The organism is Brucella cytisi, assembly GCF_038433355.1.
In the GTDB taxonomy this organism is placed as follows: Bacteria; Pseudomonadota; Alphaproteobacteria; order Rhizobiales; family Rhizobiaceae; genus Brucella; species Brucella cytisi.
The window spans coordinates 184,968-209,338 of the sequence record NZ_JBCAUP010000004.1 but is presented as its reverse complement, the minus strand read 5'-3'; the positions used below and the strand labels follow the sequence as shown (position 1 = coordinate 209,338).

The window sequence follows — 24,371 nt, the reverse complement described above, 5'->3', positions numbered from 1 at the left end:
CTAAATACCGAGGAATTGGGAGCACGTTCTCCCGCGGAAAGGATTATGCTCTCGCTCAAGATGCGGGGAACGCAGACCGCCGCGATTATCGGGGAACATTTGGGAACCACAGGCGAGGCCGTTCGCCAACAGCTCGTGCGTCTGGCAGAAGAAGGGCTTGTTTCCTCTCATTCCGTGTCCCAGGGCGTCGGTCGTCCGTCGTTGTTTTGGGATTTGACCGAAGCCGGTAACAAACGTTTTCCCGATACGCATGCCGATTTGACGGTTCAGCTTCTTCATTCGGTGCGTACCATTCTCGGCGATGATGCGCTGGATATGCTGATCGCCCATCGCGAAACCGAGACACGCCGTCAATATCAGACGCGGCTGAAGGATTTGTCGCTCGACGAGCGGGTGAAGGAACTTGCAGACATCCGTTCCGCCGAAGGCTACATGGCCGATGCCGAAAAGCGGGACGATGGTTCCTGGCTGCTCATCGAAAATCATTGTCCTATCTGCACCGCTGCTGATGCCTGTCAGGGCTTCTGCAGATCGGAGCTTCAGGTATTCAGGGCCGTGCTTGGCCCTGATGTTTCTGTAAGCCGCACCGAACATATTCTGGCTGGCGCACGGCGCTGTGCCTACGTTATTGCGCCTACCGTTTAATCATCCTTTCAGGACTGTGCCGGCTGAAGTTGTCTCGCACTGCGGACGAGAGCAAGTGCCGACACAAACGCCAGCGCAGACAGAATGGCAAAACCGGAGAAGAGCCAAAGTGCGGCATGTGCGGTGCCGGTAAAGCCGCCGGGATTAGTGAGACCAGCCATATTGGCAACCATTCCGGCAAGTGCTGCACCAAGGGCGGTCGTGAAAAGCTGCACCATCGTCACTGAAGCGGAAGCCAGATTCTGATCTCCTGCGTCGGCACGCTTGAAAATGCGGGTCAGCAGGTGCGGCCATGTCAGGCCAACGCCGAAACCGATGACGGCCAGCGCGATACAGATCGGCAGCAGATCGTACCAGTGTCCTTCACTGCCAGCGGGAATGAGAACCGCCAGCGTAACCATGCCGGCCACGCCCATGACGGGGGCAGCCAGAATGACACGGTCAGTGCGTCCAGCGGCAACCCCTGACGATCCGATGGAACCAAGTGTCCAGCTGCCGCCCATGATGGCTGCCAGATAGCCCGCAACAAGCGGCGACTGGTTGTGGAGCACCTGAAAGAACAGCGGCACGAAGACTTCGGAACTGGTGACGGATGCGCTGAGGAAGGCGAGGGTCAGATAAAGCGCGCCGAGTTTTTGGATACTGAACGAGCCTTTCGGCAGAATGCGTCTGCTGGCTTTCTTTTCCACGGCAGCGAGGAGAAGCAGTAAGACAATGGCGAGCGCGACACCACCGGCATTCAGCGCCAGCTCTGATGAAATGCTCCCGGCAGAAACAGCAAGGACTGCAGCGGTCAAAAGGATGAGCTGCGGCAAGGCAAGCCGGTCATTGCTAGCGGCGGATCCTGATTCACGTGGCAAGATCGTCATGGCCATGATGGTGAACACAGCAATCACTGGCGCAATCGACCAGAAGGCGGCGCGCCAGATGCCCAGTTCTGCAAAAACGCCGCCGATGGCCGGGCCGACAAGTGTAGCCACGCCCCACATGCCGGAAACGAGACCAATGGCGCGTGGCCACAGTGCTTCGTCAAAAACGATGCGGATCATGGAATAGGAAAGGGCGAGCATCATGCCGCCGCCAAGACCCTGTATGGCACGTCCTGCCAGCATGACAGGCATGGATGGAGCCAGTCCACAGGTCAGGGTTCCAGCAGCGAAAATAACCGCCGCGATCAGATAGGCGCTGCGCGGACCCGCCTGTGAAAGCAGGCGTGGTACGAGCGCTGAGCCGAGAATGGATGCAGTCACGAACAGTGCCGTATTCCACGCATAATAGTCCATACCCCCAATGTCGGCGACAACAGTCGGCAGAATGGTTGTGGCGATGAACACGTTGATGGCATGAAGCGCAACGCCGCCGACAAGCGTCAGCGAGACGATAGCGTTTTTGCCTGCGAACAGATCTCCCCAACCGGCGGTCGGCTTGTGATCTTTCATTTCATTTTCCTTTGACCGTCATTGTGCGGGCGAAAGCCTGAATGAGGTCGCCCCGAACATGGAGACAATGGCTACGCCCGCGCCTATAATTTGTCAAGAAAATGCTTGTTTAATTAATTTGATGATACTCCAGAGATTGTACCGGGCCATATTGGTCGCCAGAAGCCATTTGTCCGGGCAAAGACTTTCAATGAAAATGGCGGGGCAAGCGGCAGCGTGGGTAGGGGTTCAAATTTCTGTAAAAAGCTCTATATGAAGCTCACCTGCTGAAGGCAGGGAAGTAATCCGCGATAGCTTGTGGGGAAATTTTTTCCCGATAATGCTGTGGCGGATTTGTGTTTCTGTCACAAGCTTCCTATAAGCCTTCGAATAATTTGGGAAACCACCTGTGTGTTTCCTCAACTTGGCAAACCAGCCTAGCTGGCCAGGCCAAATTTCCCCTTTGGACGACCCGGAACTCTCATGATCCAGACGCCTTACTACCTGATCGACAAGACCAAACTGAAGCGCAACATGGAAAAGGTTGCCTATGTGCGCGAGAAATCGGGCGCAAAGGCGCTGTTGGCGCTCAAATGCTTTGCCACATGGTCGGTGTTTGATCTGATGAGCGAATATATGGACGGCACCACGTCGTCTTCGCTCAATGAAGTGCGTCTCGGCCATGAAAGATTTGGCGGCGAAACCCATGCCTATAGCGTGGCCTATGCTGATAACGAGGTTGACGAGGTCATCAGCCACGCCGACAAGATCATCTTCAATTCGATCGGTCAGCTTGAGCGTTTTGCCGACAAGGCAGCGCATATCAAGCGTGGCCTGCGCCTCAATCCGGGCATTTCGTCTTCAACCTTCGATCTCGCTGATCCGGCGCGTCCGTTCAGCCGTCTTGGCGAATGGGATGTGGCGAAGGTTGAAAAAGTCATGGACCGCGTGACCGGCTTCATGATCCATAACAATTGCGAAAATTCCGACTTCGGTCTTTTCGACAAGATGCTGACCGACATCGAAGAAAAATTCGGCTCGCTTCTGCATCGCGTTGAATGGGTTAGCCTTGGCGGCGGTATCCACTTCACCGGTGACGACTATCCGGTCGATGAGTTCTGCGCGCGGCTGAAGTCTTTCTCGGAGACATTCGGCGTACAGGTTTATTTGGAGCCGGGTGAGGCTTCCATCACCAAGACCACGACGCTGGAAGTCACGGTTCTCGACACGCTTTATAACGGCAAGAACCTCGCCATCGTCGATAGCTCGATTGAAGCGCATATGCTTGATCTGCTCATCTATCGTGAAAAGGCGAAAATGGCGCCGAACAATGGCGAGCACAGCTATATGGTTTGTGGCAAGTCTTGCCTTGCCGGCGATATTTTCGGCGAGTTCACTTTCGACAAGGAGCTCTCCATCGGCGATCGCCTCTCATTTGAAGATGCCGCCGGTTATACCATGGTCAAGAAGAACTGGTTTAATGGCGTGAAAATGCCAGCCATTGCTGTGCGTGAACTCGATGGCACGGTCAAAATTGTTCGCGAATTTGATTATGCGGATTTTGAAGGGTCGCTTTCGTAAAGATCCTGCTGCGGTTTCAAACCGCAACGAACCCACATGTTCCGAATGAGAAGGCAATCGGGACGCGAAACAGATGGCGGGAAACCGCTGGAAGAGGAAGCATCGACAGAAAATGAAGAAGAACGTTCTCATTATCGGCGCCGGGGGCGTGGCACAGGTTGTTGCACATAAATGTGCGCAAAACTCTGACATATTGGGCGATATCCACATTGCGTCCCGCACGGTTGAGAAATGCCGCAAGATTATCGATAGCGTGCATGAAAAGAAGAGCCTCAAAACCGAGGTGAAACTGGAAGCGCATGCTTTGGACGCGCTGGATATTGAAGCCACCAAGGCTCTGATCCAGAAGACTGGCGTTCAGATCGTCATCAATGTCGGCTCGGCCTTCCTCAATATGTCGGTCCTTCGCGCCTGTATCGATACGGGTGTTGCCTATATGGATACGGCGATTCACGAAGATCCGAAGAAGATCTGCGAAACGCCGCCATGGTATGGCAATTACGAGTGGAAGCATCTCAAGGAGTGTGAAGAGAAGGGCATCACCGCCATTCTCGGCATCGGCTTCGATCCGGGCGTGGTCAATGCCTATGCACGCCTTGCGGCGGATGACTATCTCGATGAAGTTAAATCCATCGACATCGTTGACATCAATGCCGGTTCGCATGGTCGCTGGTTCTCGACCAATTTCGACCCGGAAATCAACTTCCGCGAATTCACCGGCACGGTCTATTCCTGGCAGGGTGGTGAATGGCAGTCGAACAAGATGTTCGAAGTCGGCCACACATTTGACCTGCCGGTCGTCGGTCCAAGCAAAGCCTATATGACCGGCCATGATGAAGTGCATTCGTTGTCCAAGAACTATCCGAACGCTGATGTGCGTTTCTGGATGGGCTTTGGCGATCACTATATCAACGTCTTCACGGTGCTGAATAATCTCGGTCTTCTGTCCGAACAGCCGGTCAAGACCGCTGAAGGTCTGGAAGTCGTGCCGCTCAAGGTGGTCAAGGCCGTTCTGCCTGATCCGTCGTCGCTGGCACCGGACTATACTGGCAAGACCTGTATTGGCGATTTCGTCAAGGGCACCAGGGACGGCAAAGAGAAGGAAGTCTTCATCTATAACGTTGCCGACCACAAAGACGCCTATAACGAAGTGGGTTCGCAGGGCATTTCCTACACCGCTGGCGTTCCGCCGGTTGCAGCTGCAATCCTGATTGCTTCGGGCGAATGGGACGTGAAGAAGATGGTCAATGTGGAAGAGCTAAACCCGAAGCCTTTCCTCCACATTCTGAACCAGATCGGCCTGCCATCGCGCATCAAGGATGAAGACGGCGACCGTGCATTGGATTTCGCGTAAGCGTAATCCGGATGAATGAAGAAAACCCCGCCCAATGCCATGCTTTGTGCGGGGTTTTTTATTGGCGCTTTGCTCTGGCTTACTCAGGCATATTGGGCCATGTGTCCGACAGACGGTAGCCGCTTGGAAACGGATCGCTCGGATCGAGCATGAGCTGCGAAGTTCCCGTCACCCATGCGCGACCGGAAATGATGGGGCTGATAGCGGGTTTGTCACCAAGCTCCAGAGCCTTGTCGAGCTGACAATGAAATTCCGTGCCCAGCACCGATTTGCCGATAAACTTCTCGCCGACTTTCATCTGGCCTTTTGCATGAAGCACGGCCATGCGCGCCGAGCAGCCGGTGCCGGTCGGGGAACGGTCGAGTTTGGCCGGTCGAATGGCAACGGTGTTCACGCCCGTCAGTACGCCGCCATCGCGCGTCACTGGCTCGGTGATCTGGCAGAAGGAAATGTGGTTCCAGTCTTTCTCAGGATGGTGAAAACCAAGCTGCTCATTGGCAGCTTTCGTGATCTTAACGCCAATTTCGGCGAGTTCCCGCGCCTGACCCGGCTCGATCCTTATCCCAATATGTGCCGCATCGACGATGACGAAACTGTCACCGCCATAGGCCGTGTCGACGATGATCGTGCCAAGCCCTTCAACTTCCAGCGATGCATCCAGACGGTCAGCGAAAGACGGTACGTTGCGCACGCTGATACGCTCGGCCTTGCCGTTGCGACATTCAGCTTCTACTTCAATGATCCCGCCCGGCGCTTCCAGTACCATGCTTGTGACGGGTTCCTGCATCGGGATGATGCCGCTATCCAGAAGAACCGTGGAGACACAGATCGAATTGGAGCCGGACATGGGCGGGGTATCGGCAGGTTCCATGATGATGAAACCCATCTGCGCACGCGGGTCTTTTGGTGGCACCAGTAGATTGACATGGCGAAACACACCGCCACGCGGCTCGTTCAGTACGAAATTACGCAAGGTCTCGTCACTGGCGATGAAGCGCGACTGCTCCCACACTGTATTGCCCGGAGGAGTGGCCACGCCACCGACAATGACATCACCGACTTCGCCTTCCGCGTGACAGCCGACAATATGGATGACTTTGGTGCTGCGCATGACGCCTCCTGCAATTAATGCAATCATTCCTATCGGTTAGGCCGTTAGCGTCAATCCTTTATCGGACGGGCAATTGCGCTTTCGCGTCAGAATGAGGATTTCATTCCTCTCTATGTCAGGAGATGAAAAATCCATCTCGAGATGTGTTGCTTCTTTAAGCAAGTCTGATATCCATTGTGCTCTTATTTTGTGCAAATCGATGCGCAGCCCGCTTGGCTCCGGATCAGTTTCTGGAACATACACAACGTTCCCGATAGAAATTGAGTAACCCGAAAAACGGGGTGTGTCGCTCTCTTGGCGATGGACATCCTTAGCCGGCATGGGACGGTCGATGATCGTATTCCGCGCCTCTTCTCAGATTGACATGGTCTCTGATGTTCCGGGGCGTGGCCTCATTCAAATGGAACATCCGGCGGATTGACGGTCCCGGATGCTTCGGGGAGCGGATTATGGACAGGACAATCGATGCGGGCTTTCGGGAGCCGCATGAATCCGGCACGCAACGCTGGAGCAGGGAGATAGCGGCAGCGCTGAAGCTTGGCTGGCCGCTGATCTTCACCAATCTTTCGCAGGCAGCGCTGACGGCAACCGACGTCATCTTCATTGGCCGTCTTGGAGCGGATACGCTTGCTTCGGCTCTGCTGGCGACGAGCTTCTATCATACGCTCATGATCTTCTCGATGGGGCTCGTCTCTGCCGTCATGCCGATGATCGCCATCGCGCTCGGCAAGAGCCGTCATTCGGTGCGTGATGTGCGCCGCACCGTGCGTCAGGGTTTCTGGACCGCAATCATGATTGCGATCCCGGTCTGGATCGTGCTCTGGCATTGCGAGGAGATTTTCCTGTTTCTCGGCCAGCGTCCGGATATTGCTGCCCGTTCGACCGATTTCATGCACACGCTGCAATGGGCGCTGCTGCCTTATCTCGGCTATATTGTTCTACGCTCGTTCTTTGCGGCGATGGAAAAGCCGATGTGGACGCTTTTGATTGCAGCGCTTGCCATCGGCTTCAACGCGCTTGCCGGCTGGACACTGATATTCGGCCACTTCGGTTTCCCGCGCATGGAACTGCACGGCGCCGGTATCGCCACCACAGCGTCAAGCACGATGATGTTTCTTGGACTTGCATTCATCACGGTGCGTCATCACCGCTTCCGCCGCTATCATCTGTTTGGCCGCTTCTGGCGTCCCGACTGGTCGCGCCTGCGTGAGTTGTGGCGCATTGGTATTCCAATGGCGCTGACATTCGTGTTCGAGACGTCGATCTTCTATGCGGCCGTCGTGATGATGGGCCGCATTGGGCCGACGGCCATGGCGGCCCATGCCGTGGCGATCCAGATTGCATCGCTCAGCTTCATGGTGCCACTCGGTTTCGGTCAGGTTGCAACCGTGCGCGTGGGCCGTGCCTATGGCCGTGGCGACCCTCAGGCTGTCGCCTATGCAGGCTGGAGCGCTTATGCGCTCGGCGTGGGTTTCATGGCTGTGATGGGGCTTCTTATGGTTCTCATCCCGCGCGTGTTCATCGGTGTTTTTCTCGATCTGCAAGATCCGCAGAACCTGCCGGTGATGGAACTGGCCGTAACATTCCTTGCACTGGCAGCTCTTTTCCAGATCGTTGACGGTGCGCAGGCCGTTGCCGCGGGCATGTTGCGTGGCCTGCGTGATACACGCATACCGATGTTCCTGGCGCTATTTGGCTATTGGGGCGTGGGTCTGCCGTTGGGTGCCTTGCTTGCATTCCAATTCGAACTTGGTGGGGTCGGTATATGGTTGGGCCTCGCCGCAGGTCTCGGCATAGTCTCCGTGCTGATGACATTGCGATGGCGAAGGCATCTCGTGCATATCTCGGCGCATGCAGCCTGACAAAAGCTATACGCCCGTTGGGCGTATAGCTGTTCCATCATAGTTTTGAAACTTACTTCGTCAGTGCGGTGATACGGTCGAGCGCTGCGCCGAAGCCTTTCAGCGAAACCTTGAAGGCGACCGGCTGGCTCGGGCTTAAGGCCGTCGTGGTGACGTTGATATTGGTGCCAGCCTTGAGTGCTGCGACCTGCTTCGCTTCGAAGCTAACCGGCGCCAGGCACCCCTGCGGCAGGCAGGTGGAGAAAGTCCGGCAACTTCGTCGATCTTGAGAGCTGCGCCCTTGACGAGATCAAGGCCAAACGGCGTCAGCAGAACACCCTGACCTTACCTTCCAGATTGCGCAATTCCACAGTCAGAACGCGTTGGCCAGTCTGCGTGTTGCTCTGGTCCTGACGCATCACGCAGATGCTTGTTTCCTTCTGGCTCTGACATGAAACGATCCAGTCTTGATAAGTCTCCTGGAGGGTGCTGGCGCCGCCTGGAAGTGGAACCGCAAAGGCCGAAGCGCCTGAAATGGCCGCCAGCGAGAATGCAAGACCGATTACGCGATAGCTTTTCATAAAAAGATTCTCTCTGAAATTAATGAGCCCAGAACCGTATACTCGGACGCACTGTCCAGGAAAGCATATTGAACATAAAATATTCGTGTATTCAAATATGATTTATTGTTTATATTTAAGTTATATAATAATAGAATAATATATTATTGGCTTTATGAGCGAACTATTCTTGGGGCAGCGTTTTGCCGATTGTCTCTTTTCCTCATCAAGCCGGAACTCTAAAGTCGCCGGGTAAAAAGTCAGCTTGCGGTGCCGGGAGGAGAAGTCGTGACGCTACGCCATCAGATCGTTGCACTGGCGATTGTGCCGCTTATCGTGGCTATTCTGACGGTCACGGCCTTCATTACCTGGCAATCGGCAAATCTCGTGCAGAGCAGTATCGCGACCTTCGAGAAGAATATGCTGAAGGCCAAGGAGACCGAGCTTCTCAATCTTACCAATCTGGCACTTTCTTCTATCCAGCAGATTTACGACGATGCTGGCCCCGACGATACCGCCGCCATGGAAAAGGTGCGGAAGATTTTGACCTCGCTTGATTATGGTCGTGACGGCTACTTCTTTGTCTATGACTATGACGGCAACAATGTTGTCCATCCTCGCCAGACATTTCGGCCCGGCCATAACTGGCTCGATCTTGTCGACCCTGATGGAGATCGCGTTATTGCCAATCTGATTGACAAGGCGAAGGAAGGCGGAGGGCTTCACCAGTATAAATGGGAAAAGCCGTCAAGCGGCGAAATGGCGGACAAGCTCTCCTTTGCCGTCGGTCTTAGCAAATGGAAATGGATGCTCGGAACAGGCGTCTATCTTGACGATGTCTACGTGCAGACTGCCGCCGCTAACGCCGATTTCCGGGCCAATATCCGAACGACATTCCTGATCGTCAGTTTGATCGCCGTGCCAGCTGTGATGCTCGTCTTCGCGACTTGTATGCTGCTCAATCTGCGCGAGCGGCGCATGGCCGATAACAAGCTGAAGGAGCTGGCGCAGCGCATCATCGATACACAGGAGGAGGAACGGGCGCGTCTGGCGCGTGAGCTGCATGACGGTATTTCCCAAAATCTCGTCGGTGTTCGTTATGCCATCGATCTCGCAAGCCGTCAGGTGCGCATGGACAGCGGAGGCGCGCCGCTTGCGATCGAAAAAGCATCGGACGCGCTCAATGGCGCAATCAAGGAGGTGCGTAGGCTTTCGCATGATCTGCGTCCGCGCATTCTTGACGATCTTGGCCTGACGGTCGCGCTCAAGGCCCTGTGCGAGCATTTTTCCGAACGGACCGGTATTGAAACGGAGCTAGAAGCAAGTGGACTGAACGAGACGCTGAAGCCGGAGCCAAGCACGGCGCTTTATCGCGTCGTGCAGGAAGCGCTTACCAATGTCGAACGCCATTCCGGGGCGAGCCAGGTAGGCATCCGCCTCTGGGGTTCCGGCGGCAAGGTGACGATGACGGTCACCGACGACGGCAATGGTTTTACGGCGCGTGATCTGAAAGATCAGCTTTCCGGGCTCGGCTTGCGAAATATGCAGGAGCGGATGGCACATTTCGGCGGAGTGCTCTTGGTAGAAACCAGCGCAGATGGTACGCAGCTCACCGCGCGCTTGCCGAAGTCGGCAACAGAAAGAAAGCGGGAACCGGAAGTCGCATGACGAATGAATGCAAGATTCGCGTATTGCTCGTGGACAATCATCCGCTGGTTCTGGATGGTTTGCGGGCTGTACTCGAAACCTATGACGATATCGATATTGCAGGCGCAGCGTCCAATGCGCGGGCTGCTCTGGAGCTGGCGCTCACCGTCAATCCTGATGTGGTTTTGATGGATATCAACATGCCGCTTCTCAACGGTATCGACGCTATCGAACTGTTCAAGAAGCAATTGCCGGGCATTCGCATCCTCATGCTGTCCATGCATGACAGCCGCGAATATATCTCGACCTCCATCATGCGCGGGGCTTCGGGCTATGTGTTGAAGGATGTGTCCACCACTGAAATCGTCGCCGCCATTCATGCGGTCGCTTCGGGCGGAACATATTTCTCTTCCGGTGTTTCGGAAGCGCTGCTCGACAGCGGCGACAGGAAATCGGAAGGTCTGTCCGTCCGCGAAAACGATGTGCTGGTGCTGGTGGCGGAAGGTGGTAGCAACCGCGAAATTGCAATCAGGTTGGGCATTTCGGAAGCGACGGTCGAAACCCACCGCAAGAACATCAAGAAGAAACTTGGAATAGCCAGCACTGCCGGGCTTACGCGCTACGCCATCGAGAACCGGTTGCGCCTGTCTTCGCAATAAGGGATATTCACCTCACCCCTGATATTTCCTTACCCACTAATGGGTAGGTCTCCGTTTCTTAGAACTTTCGTCAACTTGCGGCAGGGATTCGCCGGTCTTATCATCCGCTCCAAAACCGCTTGAGGAGGCGGAACAGGAGGGGAGGAGCGATGTCAGTCTTGCTGGCGTTGTCGCGTGCTATCGACGCGGCGAATAATTTCATCGGAAAATCTGTATCGTGGCTGGTCCTGGTGGCAGTGCTCATTAGCGCTATCAACGCCGTCTCGCGCAAGCTGTTCAATGTCAGTTCGAACGCATGGCTGGAAGCACAATGGTATCTGTTCTCGGCAGTCTTTCTGATCGCCGCTGGATATACGCTTTTAAATAACGAGCATGTGAAGGTCGATCTTCTCTACAGCCGTTACTCGCGGCGAACCCAGCTTCTGGTTGAGATTTTCGGCACGATCTTTTTCCTCCTGCCTTTCTGCCTCATCACGATTTATCTCTCGTGGCCTATCGTAGAAGCCAAGATCGCAAGTGGCGAAACCTCCAACAACACAGGCGGGCTGGTTCTCTGGCCGGTCTGGGTGCTGATACCCATCGGCTTCGGGCTGCTTGCATTGCAAGGCATTTCCGAACTCATCAAGCGCATCGCCATTCTTCAAGGGCGCATACCGGACACGGTTGCCATTGAAGATGCGGAAGCCCAGGCGCTCTGAGGGGAATGGATATGATTGCTTTTATTGCAGAAAATCTCGCCCCGTTGATGTTTCTGTCGCTGGTGGTCGTGCTGTTGCTCGGCTACCCGGTGGCTTTCGCACTGGCCTTCGTCGGTTTTGCCTTCGGCTTCGTCGGCATCGAAATGGGGCTTCTGCCGGTCAACCTATTCGGAGCGATACCGGATCGCATCTTTGGGCAGATGTCGAACGAAACGCTGCTCGCTATTCCGTTCTTCACCTTCATGGGGCTGATACTGGAGCGAAGCGGTATGGCGGAAGAGTTGCTCGATACGATCGGACAGCTTTTCGGCCCCGTGCGCGGCGGCCTAGCCTTTGCAGTTATCGTGGTCGGCGCACTTCTTGCGGCCACGACTGGCGTGGTTGCCGCTTCGGTGATTTCCATGGGGCTGATTTCGCTCCCGATCATGTTGCGTTACGGCTATGATCGGAAAGTGGCGAGCGGCACGATTGCCGCATCCGGTACGCTGGCACAGATCATTCCGCCAAGCCTCGTTTTGATCGTGCTTGCTGATCAGCTGGGCCGTTCGGTCGGCGATATGTACAAGGGCGCGCTGGTCCCCGGTCTGCTACTTGTAGGCTTCTACTGCGCCTTCATCATCGGCATGTCGATTTTCCGGCCCGATACGGTTCCCGCTCTGCCGCCGCAGGCCCGCACGTTGAAGGGCTGGAAACTGGCACAGAAAGTGGTGATTTCGCTCGTGCCGCCGCTTGTGCTGATCTTCCTCGTTCTCGGAACGATCTTCATCGGCGTTGCTACGCCTACGGAAGGTGGCGCGATGGGGGCGGTCGGCGCTCTGCTTCTCGCCATTATCAACCGTCGCCTCAACATGACGATACTGACGTCAGCGCTCTACGCCACGGCAAAACTGTCGTCCTTCGTCATCTTCATTCTGCTCGGCGCACGCGTGTTTTCGCTCACCTTCTATGGCGTCAACGGTCACGTTTGGGTCGAGCATCTGATGACGTCCATCCCCGGCGGGGAAGTCGGCTTCCTGATCGTCGCCAATCTTCTGGTGTTCTTTCTGGCCTTTTTCCTCGATTACTTCGAGCTAGCCTTCATTATCATCCCGCTTCTGGCGCCGGTGGCCGACAGTCTCGGCATCGATCTAGTCTGGTTCGGTGTCATGCTTGCTGTCAACATGCAGACATCGTTCTTGCATCCGCCATTTGGCTTCTCGCTCTTCTATTTGCGTTCAGTCGCTCCGTCTCGGCCCTATAAGGATAAGGTGACGGGCACGACTATCCAGCCGGTGACATCAGGACAAATCTACATGGGATCGATCCCGTTCCTTTTGATCCAGCTTGTTATGGTCGGCATCATCATCGCGTTCCCAGGCATCGTCACCCACTACAAGAGCGGTCACCCGCAAGCCGATCCGGCATCCATCCAGATCAATGTGCCGATGCCCGGTGCTGGCGGCGGCAATCCGTTTGGTGCAGCACCCGCACCATTCGGAGCGCCTTCACCGTCAACCGACCCGCTACCCGCACCGTCTTTCGGTTCTCCGCAACCGAGCTTCGGTCAGGGCAAGGACCAACAGCAAAAGCCTGCGCAGTGAGGGGAAAAAGAGCATTGCGTAGGTCTCGATAAAACCAGAACGATCTTAGGAGGAGACACATGAAACAGGATTTGAGCCGTCGCACATTTCTGACAAAGGGTGCCGCAATTGGCGCTGCCGCTGCCACAAGCGGCGCGGCACTCGCAACACCGGCAATCGCGCAGGAATTGCCGACGCTGCGCTGGCGTCTAACTTCGGGCTTTCCGAACAATCTGGATACGATCTATGGCGGTGCGGTCTATATGGCCAATGCCGTTTCAAAGATGACTGAAGGCAAGTTCCAGATTCAGGTATTCCAGGCGGGTGAAATCGTTCCCGGCCCGCAGGCCATTGACGCAGTTCAGGCCAATACGGTCGAAATGGCCCATACGTGCGGCTATTATTTCACCGGCAAGAACCCGGCTTTCGCCATCGGGACGGCTATTCCCTTTGGTATGAACACGCGCCTGCAGAATGCCTGGCTCTATCACGGCGGCGGCAACGAACTTTATAATGCTTTCCTTGCCGATTATGGCATTGTCGGTATTGTCGGAGGTAATACGGCGGCCCAGATGGGGGGCTGGTATCGCAAGGAAATCAAAAGCCTTGCGGATCTGAAGGGCCTGAAGATGCGTATTGCGGGCGTGGCCGGTGAAGTCATGTCGCGCCTTGGCGTCGTTCCGCAGCAACTTCCGGGCGGTGACATCTATCCGTCGCTGGAGCGCGGCACGATCGACGCGGCCGAATGGGTCGGCCCTTATGATGACGAGAAGCTCGGCTTCTACCAGATCGCGCCATATTATTATTACCCGGCGTTCTGGGAGGGTGGCGCTTCGGTGCACTTCTTTATCAACAAGCAGCAATATGAAAGCCTGCCGGAGCCATACAAGGTTGCGCTGAATACGGCTGCCGAAGCTGCGACCCAGAACATGATCTCGCTTTATGACGTGAAGAACACCGCTGCGATTCGTTCGTTGGTGTCGAAGGGCGTGAAGCTTCAACCGCTTCCGCGAGACGTTCTGGATGCCGCTTACAAAGTCGCGTTCGACCTCTACGCGGAATATAACGAGAAAAATCCGGCATGGGCGAAAATCTACCCAAGCTGGAAAAAATTCCGTGACGAGGGCTTCGAATGGTTCCGCGTCGCTGAATATACCTATGACAGCTACGTTTATGCGCAGCAGGCCGCAGGCAAGTAGCCTTCAAAAGACACAGTCGCGAAACGTTTGTAAAGCGGGGCCTTTGGGTCCCGTTTTCTTTTAGTCCATTTAGAGTAGAGAATTTCCTCCATGAAGAAATTTCTAATTTGGATGTATGTGGAATTTTTCTTGAATAACATTTTTATTTAATATTATTTAGTACAGAATATTTATTCTTATAAAAAGTGCTTTTCTTGACGTAATTGACGTTTCAAATTTATTAAGTACTTAAAATTTGAACTGAAGTATTTGTTGAGATCATTCAGCCAGGCCTCGTCTGAAAAATTTCTGGAGGCAATGAAATGAAGATCAGGAGCTTGCTATTCGGCTCGCCTGGGGCATGGCTGCAACCACTGGAGCAAATGCTGCGGATGCCGTTGTGGCACCAAAGCCTGAATCTGTTGAGTACGTTCGCGTTTGCGACGCCTATGGTGCAGGATAATTCCATATTCCGGGCACCGTAACCTGCCTTCGCGTATCGAGCTTTGTTCGTTACGATGCTGCTGGCGGTGACATTGTTTACGGCCGTGGCTTCGTTGATCGCAACGGTACCGTCGATACGCGCTGCAATTCCCGGGATAACAAGGCTCGCTTCACGCTGCGTCTCTCCACGGCGTCGGAAACCGATCTTGGCACTCTAAAGACCGTTGCCGAAACCGATGGCAATGGTCTTGATATCGGTCAGGTTCGTGCGATCAGCAGCTTCTACGACACCTGGGGGTGGCGATTGGACTGTCTGGCGCGGTGCGGCGTTCAAGGCTGCCGACAAGGCCGTCATCAATGTGCAGGTCGCCTATGATGGCACCAGCACTTTCGCAGCCACTGCCAACGTAGCCCTTGAAATGGTTCCGGGCTTCACGGTCACGTCGGAAGTCTCCTACACCAAATGGAACGACAGCAAGTCATATCTTAATGGCAAGGATGCCGTTCAGGGTATGATCCGCTTCCAGCGCTTGTTCTAATGCTGATCTGGGAGGTCGGTATAGGTCTCCCAATCTTGCTTGAAGAGTATATCAAAACACTCACGCTGATGTGGCGGCGCTTCTTCAGTGTAGTATTTGATAATATCATATTTAATTGAAGAAATTTTATTAAATTTTCGATATATACGTCAAGTAACCAAGATCTGATATAGAAAAATTGTAATCTGCATTTTGGATTGCTGGTACTATATTAAAAGAACCATTCGATAGCGTAGAAGGACTGCGCTGTCTACAAATCTGATCTCCAGTCGGAAGAATGGTACGGCGAGCCTCGGTTCGCCGTTTTTGTTTCCGACATATCATTCCGCACATATGAAAAAGGCCGGATTGATCCGGCCTTTTCGTTGCGAGAATACATCGCAGAATATGGACTGCTCTCCTTTATCGCGAGAGCTTCATATGACGGTTGACGTCCTTGTAGAGCAGATAGCGGAACTTGCCGGGACCGCCCGCGTAGCAAGCCTGCGGGCAGAAGGCGCGCAACCACATGAAGTCACCGGCTTCCACTTCCACCCAGTCCTGATTGAGCCGGTAGACTGCCTTGCCTTCCAAAACATAGAGGCCGTGTTCCATGACGTGAGTTTCGGCAAAGGGAATGACGCCGCCGGGTTCCAGGGTCACGATGGTGACATGCATGTCGTGGCGCAGATCGTTCGGATCGACAAAGCGTGTCGTTGCCCAGGCACCATTGGTATCCGGCATTGGATTGGGCGCAATATCTTTTTCGTTGAGGAATAGCGGTTCGGGGACGTCGAGGCCGTCGACATATTCATAGGCCTTGCGCACCCAATGGAAACGGGCCGTCGCCGCGCCTTTGTTGCGGAGCGTCCAGCCGCTTTTGGGCGGCAGATAGGCATAGCCGCCTTCCGTCAGTGTGTGGGTCTTGCCAGCCAAGGTAACGGCGATCTCTCCCTCAACCACGAACAGCACGCCTTCCGCACTTTCATCCAGTTCGGCGCGATCGCTGCCGCCACCCGGCTGAACTTCCATGATGTATTGCGAGAAGGTTTCGGCGAAGCCGGAGAGTGGGCGCGCAATCACCCAGAGCCGCGTCTTGTCCCAGAAGGGCAGGAAGCTTGTCACGATATCGCTGAACGTGCCTTTGGGGATCACCGCATAGGCTTCGGTGAACATGGCACGATCGGTGAGAAGCTGCGTCTGCGGCGGCAGTCCGCCAGTCGGTGCATAATAGGTGCGATTGTTCTTGTCGTTGCCCATGTCGGGAATTCCTTATGTGAGAAGCTGGCACTCACGGCGAGTTCTGGAAAACCTGTCGTGAAATTATGGAATGAATGCGCCCGGAAGCTGATCTTCCGGGCTGCACGGATCAGTAGAGCGCTTCCGGCAGAATATCCTTGAGGCGCAGGAGGGCGATGCGCTCCACCTGAGCGCAAGCCGTTTCAAATTCCGTATCGCGGTCATTGGAAACGCGGCGCTGGAAAGCGTCGAGGATTTCTTTTTTGTTGCGTCCCTTCACGGCGATGATGAACGGAAAGCCGAACTTCGCCGTATAGGCATCATTCAGTTCGGTAAACGTCTGCTTTTCTACATCAGTCAGCGCATCAAGACCGGCACCGGCCTGTTCGGCAGTCGATTCAGCCGTCAGCCGTTTCGCCTGCGCGAGCTTGCCGGCAAGATCCGGGTGCGCCTTCAACACGGCAAGCCGTTCATCTGCGGAAGCGGCGCGGAACGCTTGCGTCATCGCGGCGGCAAGACCGGATGCGGCATCTTCTTCCCGACCGAAACCCGCATCATATGCGCGTTCGGCAATCCAGGGTGAGTGCTCGAAAATGCTGCCATAACGGGCGACGAACTCATCCCTGCTGGCTCTTGAAGGCACGACATCGGCGACGGCGGGCTTGTAGTTTTCGTGCCAGTGGCGCGCGATATCGACGCGCTTGGCGACCCAGACCTTGTCATGGCTTTGCACATAGTCGAGGAACCGTTCGAGCGCGGCCACACGACCGGGGCGACCGACAAGGCGGCAATGCAGGCCGATGGACATCATTTTCGGTGAGCCTTCCGCGCCTTCGCGATAGAGTACGTCGAAAGTGTCCTTCAGGTAGGTGTAGAACTGGTCGCCGGAATTGAACCCCTGCGGCGTTGCAAAACGCATGTCATTGGCGTCGAGTGTGTAAGGCACGATCAGGTGGGGTCCCTTTGGACCCTCAACCCAGTAAGGCAACTCGTCAGCGTAGGAGTCGGCGGAATAGAGGAAGCCGCCTTCTTCCATCACCAGTTTCAGCGTGTTGTCGGAAGGCTTGCCCTGATAGATGCCGAGCGGTCGCGAGCCGGTAAGTTCCGTATGAAGGCGTACCGCATCGCGGATATGCTCGCGTTCGATTTCTTCAGGAACGTCCTTATACTCCCACCATCGCAATCCGTGGCTGGCGATTTCCCAGTCAGCTTCTTTCATAGCGGCAACTGCTTCGGGATTGCGCGCCATGGCGAGCGTCACGCCATAGACGGTGACGGGCATGTTGCGGCGGGTGAAGGCGCGCCACAAGCGCCAGAAGCCGGATCGCGCGCCATACTCGTAGATGGATTCCATGTTAAGGTTACGCTGGCCCTGCCAGGGCTGCGCGCCGACAATCTCGGACAGAAGGCATTCGGAGGCCGCGTCGCCATCGAGAATGCTGCATTCGCCGCCTTCCTCATAATTGACGACGAACTGAACTGCGATATTGGCTTCTCCCGGCCAGTGCGGATCTGGCGTGTTGCGTCCATAGCCGACGAGATTGCGCGGATATTTCATTGCGGGTCTTCCCTCGTTGTCGTTCGTTTTATCCATGATAATAAAGATTTATCGCTATTATTCCCCTCCAAAAATTTGAAAGACATCCAACGATAACCATCTTTCAGAATGAGGAGGATCGCGAAATACTGAATGCTGGGAACATGGTGTGGTTTGCAGCCCCCACAGCAGATGGCGACATTGGGCTCAAATAAACCACCGGAAATCAAAAGCTTGTAACATTCTCCAATCTATTTGATGAGAGAATCAGCAAGCTGCAGGAGTGTAAATGGGTCAGGAAAACAGCGGTAATGGCCGGTTGACGACGCATGTCCTCGACACGGCAAGTGGCAAGCCAGCAGCAAATCTGCGCATCGAATTGCGTCGTGTCGAGAATCAGCAAGCCGAACCAATCCGGGAAATTCGTACCAATGACGATGGCCGCTGCAATGAGCCGCTGCTGTCGGGTGAGAATTTGCGGGCGGGTTCCTATGAGCTTTTGTTCCATGTCGGCGAATATTTCGGCAAGACAGATGATGGCGTGCCGTTCCTCGATGTCGTCCCCTTGCGTTTTGGCATTTCCGATGAAAAAGCGCATTATCATGTACCGCTTCTAGTTTCGCCGTTTTCCTATTCCACCTATCGCGGGAGCTAAGCGTCATGAACCAGTCTGTGCGACACACGATCCGCTTTCTTCTGAACGGTGAAAAGGTTGAACTCGACCGTGTTTCCCCGACCGAAACGCTGCTCGACTATCTGCGGCTGTCCGCCAAGCTGCGCGGCACCAAAGAAGGTTGCGGCGAAGGCGATTGCGGTGCGTGCACGGTGCTGGTCGGCAAGCTCTCCGACGGCAAGCTCGTTTACGAGAGCGTCAATGCCTGCATCCGTTTCATGGGTTCGCTGGATGGCTGTCATGTCGTGACGATTGAGCATTTGCGCGGCGCTGATGGCGATCTGCATCCGGTGCAAAAGGCAATGATCGAGTTTCATGGCTCGCAATGCGGCTTCTGCACTCCAGGCTTTGTCATGTCGCTCTACGCTCTTTGGATGCGTGAACCGAAGCCTGCCGATGCACAGATTGAAAAGGCATTACAAGGTAATCTTTGCCGCTGCACGGGCTATGAGGCGATCATGCGCGCCGCCCGCATTATTTCCGACTACGGAACGGTCATGGAGGATCCGCTTGCGACTGAGCGCGCCCATGTTCTCGAACAACTGACAGCGATGCAAGATGGCGTTCGGGTGGAAGTGGGTGAAGGCAAGGACCGGTTGATCGTGCCCGGCGATCTTGATGATTTTGCAACCATTCTGGCCGTTGAGCCTAACGCGACCATCGTTGCCGGTTCGACCGATGTCGGCCTGTGGGTCACCAAGATGATGCGCGATATTTCTCCGGTCGTCTTCATCGGTCATCTGGAGGAATTGCGCTCCATCCGGGAGGAAGATGGTGTCATTACCATCGGCGCAGGTGTCACCTACACGGAAGCATTCGGATTCCTTGCCAAGCGCATTCCGCAGCTCGGCCAGCTTATCAACCGCATTGGCGGTGAACAGGTGCGTAATATGGGAACCATCGGCGGTAACATCGCCAATGGCTCACCGATTGGCGATACGCCACCGCCGCTGATTGCCCTCAATGCCAGGCTGACGCTTCGCAAAGGGACGGAGCGCCGCACCATACCGCTGGAAAAATTCTTCATTGCTTATGGCAAGCAAGATCGCCTGCCCGGCGAATTCGTTGAGGCTGTGCATGTGCCGGTTCCGGCAGAAGGCAGCCATTTTGCCATTTACAAGGTGTCGAAGCGCTTCGAGGAAGACATCACGGCGACGCTTGGCGCTTTCCATCTGACGGTCGACGCGGCTGGCAATGTGGAAACGGTCCGCATCGCCTATGGCGGTATGGCCGCAACGCCGAAGCGCGCCAGCACGGTGGAAGCCGCTCTGATGGCAAAGCCCTGGACCGAGGCTACGGTTGAAGCGGCATTGGAAGCCTATTCACAGGACTATACGCCCTTGAGCGATATGCGCGCGACAGCGGATTACCGGCTGCTCGCGGCGCGCAATCTGTTACGGCGTTTCTTCGCCGAAACGGAAGGCAGTTACACGCCGCTGCGCGCGGCAGAAATCGCGGCGGCGTGAGGAGGCAATCATGAACAAGCATCCTGCAAACGCATTGAAAGCCTCTCGCATCGTCGGTGGTGTCGCAACCGATCAGAAGCACGATTCCGCGCACAAGCATGTGACAGGAACTGCTGTCTATATTGACGATATACCGGAGCCTGAAGGCACGTTGCATATCGGTGTCGGTTATTCCTCCGTCGCACACGGGTCATTCAAGTCGATTGACTTGTCGGCAGTGCGCGCCGCTCCCGGTGTGGTCGACGTGCTGACCTACAAGGACGTGCCCGGCGAAAACGATGTTTCGCCGTCGGGCATGCATGACGACCCAATCTTTGCCATCGACAAGGTCGAGTTTCATGGCCAGCCGATCTTCGCGGTTATCGCGAAAACCCGCGATCAGGCGCGCCGCGCTGCCCGTTTGGCGAAGATCGAATATGAGGAAGCGGCGGGCATTTATTCCATAGATGCGCTGGACGGCCTGAAGGACCGGCTTGTCACCACGCCGCTGACGCTGAAGCGCGGCGATGCACGTGTGGCCATCGACGCTGCGCCGCACCGTATCAAGAACCGCATGTATCTTGGCGGGCAGGACCATTTCTATCTTGAAGGCCAGGTTTCGCTGGCTATCTCCGGCGAGGATGAGGACGTCACCGTCTATTGCTCAACGCAGGGACCGAGCGAAACGCAGCATCTGGTTGCCCATGCGCTGGGCGTTCCAAGCCATTCTGTGACGGTGGAAGTGCGCCGCATGGGTGGCGGCTTTGGCGGTAAGGAAACGCAGGCCAACCAGTGGGCGGCCATTGCAGCCATTGCAGCCAAGAAGCACAAGCGTGCCATGAAGATCAGGCTCGATCGCGACGAGGACATGACCTCGACCGGCAAGCGTCATGACTTCGTCATCGACTATGAAGTCGGTTTTGACGATGATGGTAATATTCTGGGCATTGACTATCTGTTTGCCCTCAATGCGGGGTTCTCGGCAGACCTTTCCGGGCCTGTCGGCGACCGCGCACTGTTTCACTGCGACAATGCTTATTTCTTCCCGGCAGTTCATGCGCGGTCGGCACCGCTTTACACGAACACCGTGTCGAACACGGCGTTTCGCGGCTTTGGCGGTCCGCAGGGCATGGTCGGAGCAGAACGCGTGATCGATGAGGTGGCTTTCGCGGTCGGCAAGGACCCGCTCGAAATCCGCAAGCGTAATTTCTACGATGAAATGGGCAAAGATGGTACACGCAACGTTACGCCCTATCACCAGAAGGTCGAAGATTGCATTATCCAGCGCATCGTTTCGGAACTCGAGGAAAGTTCCGATTACGCGAAGCGCCGCGAAGCAATTCGTGAATTCAATGCGAAAAACCGCTATGTGAAACGCGGCTTGGCGCTGACGCCGGTGAAATTCGGCATCTCCTTCACCAAAACGGAGTCCAATCAGGCTGGTGCTCTGGTGCATGTTTATAATGACGGCTCGGTGCATATGAACCATGGCGGCACGGAAATGGGGCAGGGGCTCCATATGAAAGTGGCGCAAGTGGTGGCCGAGGAATTCCAGATCGACATAGACCGGGTGAAGATTACAGCGACGACGACTGCCAAGGTGCCGAACACGGCGCCGACGGCGGCTTCGTCTGGTGCCGATCTCAACGGCATGGCTGCACAGGATGCTGCCCGCCAGATCAAGAAACGTCTGATCCATTTTGCGGCGCAGCAATATCAGGTGCCGGATGATCAGGTTGTCTTCCTTCCCAACCGGGTTCGCGTCGGCAATCAGGAAATCAGCTTCAACGATCTCGTGAAGCAGGCCTTTATCGGTCGTGTGCAACTGTCGGCGGCAGGTCACTACAAAACGCCGAAAATCCACTGGGACCGTGCCAAGGGCCGGGGCCATGCCTTCTATTACTACGCTTACGGAGCAGCCTGTTCCGAAGTTTCCGTTGATACTCTGACTGGAGAATATGTGGTGGAGCGCACCGATATTCTGCATGATACCGGGCGTTCCCTGAACCGCGCCATCGATATCGGTCAGGTTGAAGGCGGCTTCGTGCAGGGCATGGGCTGGCTGACGACAGAGGAGCTTGTATGGGACGACAAGGGGCGGCTTCGTACCCACGCGCCATCCACCTACAAGATTCCGCTGGCTTCCGATCGGCCCAAGATTTTCAATGTCGCGCTGACTGATTGGTCCGAGGCGTATGAGCCGACGATCCATCGCTCCAAGGCTGTCGGCGAACCGCCGCTGCCGCTTGGGCTGTCGGTGTTGCATGCTCTGGCCGACGCCATCGCCAGCGTGGCGGATCACAAGATCTGCCCGCGTCTCGATGCGCCAGCAACGCCGGAACGCGTGCTCATGGCCATCGAACGGCTCCGCAAGCAAAAGGGCTAGAGAAATGCCGGGCGCACGCGACGATATCCGGGCTTTTCTCAACCGGCGTCCTGATAGTGTGCTGGTTGAAGTCACCGATGTGAAAGGTTCCGCACCCCGCGATGCCGGAGCGTGGATGCTGGTTGCCCGCGATATGATCTTCCGGACCATCGGTGGCGGTCAGCTTGAATATATGGCTATCGACCATGCCCGAAAGATTCTGCTCGGCGGCAGGGACTCGCCCATGGATGTGCCGCTCGGTCCTGAAATAGGCCAGTGCTGCGGCGGACGGGTGGGCCTGAGCTTCCGGCGTGTTAGTCGCGGGCTGACTGACGAACTTGTCAGCAAGGTCGATGCGGAAATAGCGACACGCCCGCATGTTTATGTGTTCGGCGCGGGTCACGTTGGCGATGCACTGGCGAATGCGCTTTCGCTTACGCCCGTTCGGGTTATTCTGGTGGACACGCGAGAAGCGGAGCTGATGGCCTGCGATGTAGCGGGTGTCGAGACCTGTCTTTCGGCGATGCCCGAGCAGGTGGTGCGCTCCGCACCGCCGGGTAGCGCTTTCATTGTCCTCACCCATGATCATGCGCTGGATTTTCTGATTGTCACCGAGGCTTTGCAGCGGCGCGACGCCGTCTATGTCGGCATGATTGGCTCGAAGACCAAAAAGGCTACTTTCAAAAATTGGCTGAAACGGGAAATCGGTAACGATAATCTTTTTGAAAATCTTGTCTGTCCCGTCGGCGGAACGGTCGTGAAGGACAAGAGGCCCGAGGTCATTGCAGCATTGGCCGCAGCCGAAGTTCTGACGGCGGTCCTGACTTCCGTACGTATATCGCAACCCGCCTGATCCGGCGGGTTATTCTTTGCGTGTTTCAAGCACAGGCGCGAAACGATTTCGCGCGGTATGATACTTGAAAAAAACAACGGCGTAGAGCGGTTTGCGCCGCTCTACGCCAAAGTCTCGCGGATCAGCCGCTGGCAGCGCTCTGTCATGAAATCGATGATCAGACGGACTTTCGGGTCCTGAAAGCGCTTGTGCGGGTAGATCGCTGCGAGCTGAATCGGCGCAGGCGGCGTGCTTTCGAGGATGGGAACAAGTCGTCCGTCGCGGATATATTCCTTCACTTCGAACAGCGGCTTGTTGATGATGCCGCGCCCGCCGAGCGCCCATTGCGTCAATACGTCGCCGTCATCCGAGTCATATGGTCCGGTGACTTCGAATTTGCGCAGACCTTCCGCCGTTTGCAGTGACCAGAAATATTCCTTTGAGCCTGGAAACCGCAGCAGAAGGCAGTCATGTTTGTCGCCAAGCAACTCGTCAGGAGACTGCGGGACTCCGTGTTTCTCGAGATATGCGGGCGCTGCACAGATCACGCGCTCGCAATTCATGATGCCGCGCATACGCAGGTTTGAATTCTCCAGAACACCGAGCTTGAAAGCCACATCGACGCCTTCGCTCATGATATCGACTTCATGATCGGAGAGGCGAAGCCGTACTTCGATGTCCGGATATTTGTCGTGAAACTCCGGAATTCCCGATGCGATCAGCCGTCTGCCGAAGCCAAGCGGGGCGGTGATGCGAATCGATCCCTTCGGATTTTTCGCGAGTTCCGCCACGGCAGCTTCCGCTTCATCCACGGCTTCAAGGATTTTCAATGCACCGTCATAGAATACGCGACCGTGTTCGGTCGGCGTAAGTTTGCGCGTCGTCCGGTTGAAGAGCCTGACACCCAGGTGCTTCTCCAACTCCTTGATTCGATTGCTTGCAACTGCTGGCGATGCCCGCTGGTCGCGACCCGCCGCAGATAGATTTCCCAATTCGACAACGCGCACAAAAACGCGCAGATTATCAAGATATGACATACGTCCCCTCCACGATTGTCTAGATTTTTT

At 55.5% G+C, this 24,371-nt stretch carries 18 protein-coding genes and 2 pseudogenes; 14 read left to right on the top strand and 6 right to left on the bottom strand.

Translation table 11 applies throughout. The annotated features are described in order from the left end of the window. Positions 1-45: 45 nt before the first annotated feature. On the top strand, positions 46-645 hold the full coding sequence (locus AAE521_RS05590; RefSeq protein WP_342060701.1) for a helix-turn-helix transcriptional regulator: 600 nt from the start codon (positions 46-48) through the stop codon (positions 643-645). An 8-nt stretch (positions 646-653) separates the two neighbouring features. Here AAE521_RS05590 and AAE521_RS05585 read toward each other — a convergent pair whose 3' ends face one another. Beyond that, positions 654-2,084, bottom strand: coding sequence for an MFS transporter (locus AAE521_RS05585; RefSeq protein WP_342060700.1), 1,431 nt, complete (start codon positions 2,082-2,084; stop codon positions 654-656). A gap of 462 nt (positions 2,085-2,546) precedes the next feature. On the opposite strand from AAE521_RS05585, the gene nspC reads away from it, so the two are divergent. Together nspC and AAE521_RS05575 are read left to right on the top strand one after the other, a co-directional pair. Next, entirely contained in the window at positions 2,547-3,644 is a 1,098-nt protein-coding gene (gene nspC, locus AAE521_RS05580; protein WP_071631999.1) for a carboxynorspermidine decarboxylase, read from the top strand. Positions 3,645-3,756: 112 nt separating this feature from the next. Then, positions 3,757-4,998, top strand: coding sequence for a saccharopine dehydrogenase family protein (locus AAE521_RS05575; protein WP_071632000.1), 1,242 nt, complete (start codon positions 3,757-3,759; stop codon positions 4,996-4,998). A 79-nt stretch (positions 4,999-5,077) separates the two neighbouring features. Here the strand turns inward: AAE521_RS05575 and AAE521_RS05570 are convergent, their stop codons facing one another. Next, positions 5,078-6,109 carry a trans-3-hydroxy-L-proline dehydratase gene (locus AAE521_RS05570; RefSeq protein WP_342060699.1) on the bottom strand — a complete coding sequence of 344 codons (1,032 nt, stop codon included), beginning with the start codon at positions 6,107-6,109 and terminating at the stop codon, positions 5,078-5,080. Positions 6,110-6,558: 449 nt separating this feature from the next. Between AAE521_RS05570 and AAE521_RS05565 the strand changes: the two genes are divergently transcribed. Beyond that, positions 6,559-7,971 (top strand): MATE family efflux transporter, encoded by a 1,413-nt coding sequence (locus tag AAE521_RS05565; RefSeq protein WP_342060698.1) that lies wholly within the window; start codon positions 6,559-6,561, stop codon positions 7,969-7,971. Between the two features lie 52 nt (positions 7,972-8,023). On the opposite strand, the pseudogene AAE521_RS05560 reads toward AAE521_RS05565, so the two are convergent. After that, positions 8,024-8,531, bottom strand: a pseudogene (locus AAE521_RS05560) (invasion associated locus B family protein). 267 nt (positions 8,532-8,798) lie between these two features. Between AAE521_RS05560 and mctS the strand changes: the two are divergent. From mctS to AAE521_RS05530, 6 genes and pseudogenes are all read left to right on the top strand, one after another. After that, positions 8,799-10,178, top strand: a complete 1,380-nt coding sequence (gene mctS, locus AAE521_RS05555; RefSeq protein WP_071632004.1) for a two-component system sensor histidine kinase MctS — start codon at positions 8,799-8,801, stop codon at positions 10,176-10,178. Next, positions 10,175-10,816, top strand: coding sequence for a two-component system response regulator MctR (mctR, locus tag AAE521_RS05550; RefSeq protein WP_071632005.1), 642 nt, complete (start codon positions 10,175-10,177; stop codon positions 10,814-10,816). Before mctS ends, mctR begins: the two co-directional genes overlap by 4 nt. 149 nt (positions 10,817-10,965) lie before the next feature. After that, positions 10,966-11,514, top strand: coding sequence for a TRAP transporter small permease subunit (locus tag AAE521_RS05545; protein ID WP_071632006.1), 549 nt, complete (start codon positions 10,966-10,968; stop codon positions 11,512-11,514). Positions 11,515-11,525: 11 nt separating this feature from the next. Next, a complete protein-coding gene (locus tag AAE521_RS05540) occupies positions 11,526-13,094 on the top strand; it encodes a TRAP transporter large permease (protein WP_342060697.1) in 1,569 nt (522 codons plus the stop codon). A gap of 59 nt (positions 13,095-13,153) precedes the next feature. Then, positions 13,154-14,272, top strand: coding sequence for a TRAP transporter substrate-binding protein (locus AAE521_RS05535; protein WP_071632007.1), 1,119 nt, complete (start codon positions 13,154-13,156; stop codon positions 14,270-14,272). 302 nt (positions 14,273-14,574) lie between these two features. Further along, positions 14,575-15,234 (top strand): annotated as a pseudogene (locus AAE521_RS05530) (porin). A 402-nt stretch (positions 15,235-15,636) separates the two neighbouring features. Here the strand turns inward: AAE521_RS05530 and AAE521_RS05525 are convergent. Further along, on the bottom strand, positions 15,637-16,473 hold the full coding sequence (locus tag AAE521_RS05525) for a bifunctional allantoicase/(S)-ureidoglycine aminohydrolase (RefSeq protein ID WP_342060696.1): 837 nt from the start codon (positions 16,471-16,473) through the stop codon (positions 15,637-15,639). A 109-nt stretch (positions 16,474-16,582) separates the two neighbouring features. Next, positions 16,583-18,010, bottom strand: coding sequence for an allantoinase PuuE (gene puuE, locus AAE521_RS05520; RefSeq protein ID WP_071633592.1), 1,428 nt, complete (start codon positions 18,008-18,010; stop codon positions 16,583-16,585). 268 nt (positions 18,011-18,278) lie between these two features. Between puuE and uraH the strand changes: the two genes are divergently transcribed. The 4 genes from uraH to xdhC are packed head-to-tail and all read left to right on the top strand — an operon-like array spanning position 18,279 to position 23,325. Continuing rightward, positions 18,279-18,644 (top strand): hydroxyisourate hydrolase, encoded by a 366-nt coding sequence (gene uraH / locus AAE521_RS05515; RefSeq protein ID WP_071633593.1) that lies wholly within the window; start codon positions 18,279-18,281, stop codon positions 18,642-18,644. 5 nt (positions 18,645-18,649) lie between these two features. After that, positions 18,650-20,128, top strand: a complete 1,479-nt coding sequence (gene xdhA, locus AAE521_RS05510; protein WP_342060695.1) for a xanthine dehydrogenase small subunit — start codon at positions 18,650-18,652, stop codon at positions 20,126-20,128. A 10-nt stretch (positions 20,129-20,138) separates the two neighbouring features. Then, positions 20,139-22,493, top strand: a complete 2,355-nt coding sequence (gene xdhB / locus AAE521_RS05505) for a xanthine dehydrogenase molybdopterin binding subunit (RefSeq protein WP_342060694.1) — start codon at positions 20,139-20,141, stop codon at positions 22,491-22,493. Between the two features lie 4 nt (positions 22,494-22,497). Continuing rightward, the gene (xdhC, locus tag AAE521_RS05500) at positions 22,498-23,325 is read left to right on the top strand and encodes a xanthine dehydrogenase accessory protein XdhC (protein WP_071633596.1); all 828 of its coding nucleotides are present in this window, start codon (positions 22,498-22,500) and stop codon (positions 23,323-23,325) included. A gap of 101 nt (positions 23,326-23,426) precedes the next feature. Here the strand turns inward: xdhC and AAE521_RS05495 are convergent, their stop codons facing one another. Then, complete coding sequence (locus tag AAE521_RS05495; protein WP_071633597.1) at positions 23,427-24,341, bottom strand: LysR family transcriptional regulator; 915 nt, start codon at positions 24,339-24,341, stop codon at positions 23,427-23,429. Positions 24,342-24,371 lie beyond the last annotated feature (30 nt).

Bases quoted from the DNA above. Each gene is read 5' to 3' on its own strand.
- AAE521_RS05590 (WP_342060701.1), top strand. From the start codon at position 46: ATGCTCTCGCTCAAGATGCGGGGAACGCAGACCGCCGCGATTATCGGG.
- AAE521_RS05585 (WP_342060700.1), bottom strand. From the start codon at position 2,084: ATGAAAGATCACAAGCCGACCGCCGGTTGGGGAGATCTGTTCGCAGGC.
- nspC (WP_071631999.1), top strand. From the start codon at position 2,547: ATGATCCAGACGCCTTACTACCTGATCGACAAGACCAAACTGAAGCGC.
- AAE521_RS05575 (WP_071632000.1), top strand. From the start codon at position 3,757: ATGAAGAAGAACGTTCTCATTATCGGCGCCGGGGGCGTGGCACAGGTT.
- AAE521_RS05570 (WP_342060699.1), bottom strand. From the start codon at position 6,109: ATGCGCAGCACCAAAGTCATCCATATTGTCGGCTGTCACGCGGAAGGC.
- AAE521_RS05565 (WP_342060698.1), top strand. From the start codon at position 6,559: ATGGACAGGACAATCGATGCGGGCTTTCGGGAGCCGCATGAATCCGGC.
- mctR (WP_071632005.1), top strand. From the start codon at position 10,175: ATGACGAATGAATGCAAGATTCGCGTATTGCTCGTGGACAATCATCCG.
- AAE521_RS05545 (WP_071632006.1), top strand. From the start codon at position 10,966: ATGTCAGTCTTGCTGGCGTTGTCGCGTGCTATCGACGCGGCGAATAAT.
- AAE521_RS05540 (WP_342060697.1), top strand. From the start codon at position 11,526: ATGATTGCTTTTATTGCAGAAAATCTCGCCCCGTTGATGTTTCTGTCG.
- AAE521_RS05535 (WP_071632007.1), top strand. From the start codon at position 13,154: ATGAAACAGGATTTGAGCCGTCGCACATTTCTGACAAAGGGTGCCGCA.
- AAE521_RS05525 (WP_342060696.1), bottom strand. From the start codon at position 16,473: ATGGGCAACGACAAGAACAATCGCACCTATTATGCACCGACTGGCGGA.
- puuE (WP_071633592.1), bottom strand. From the start codon at position 18,010: ATGAAATATCCGCGCAATCTCGTCGGCTATGGACGCAACACGCCAGAT.
- uraH (WP_071633593.1), top strand. From the start codon at position 18,279: ATGGGTCAGGAAAACAGCGGTAATGGCCGGTTGACGACGCATGTCCTC.
- xdhA (WP_342060695.1), top strand. From the start codon at position 18,650: ATGAACCAGTCTGTGCGACACACGATCCGCTTTCTTCTGAACGGTGAA.
- xdhB (WP_342060694.1), top strand. From the start codon at position 20,139: ATGAACAAGCATCCTGCAAACGCATTGAAAGCCTCTCGCATCGTCGGT.
- xdhC (WP_071633596.1), top strand. From the start codon at position 22,498: ATGCCGGGCGCACGCGACGATATCCGGGCTTTTCTCAACCGGCGTCCT.
- AAE521_RS05495 (WP_071633597.1), bottom strand. From the start codon at position 24,341: ATGTCATATCTTGATAATCTGCGCGTTTTTGTGCGCGTTGTCGAATTG.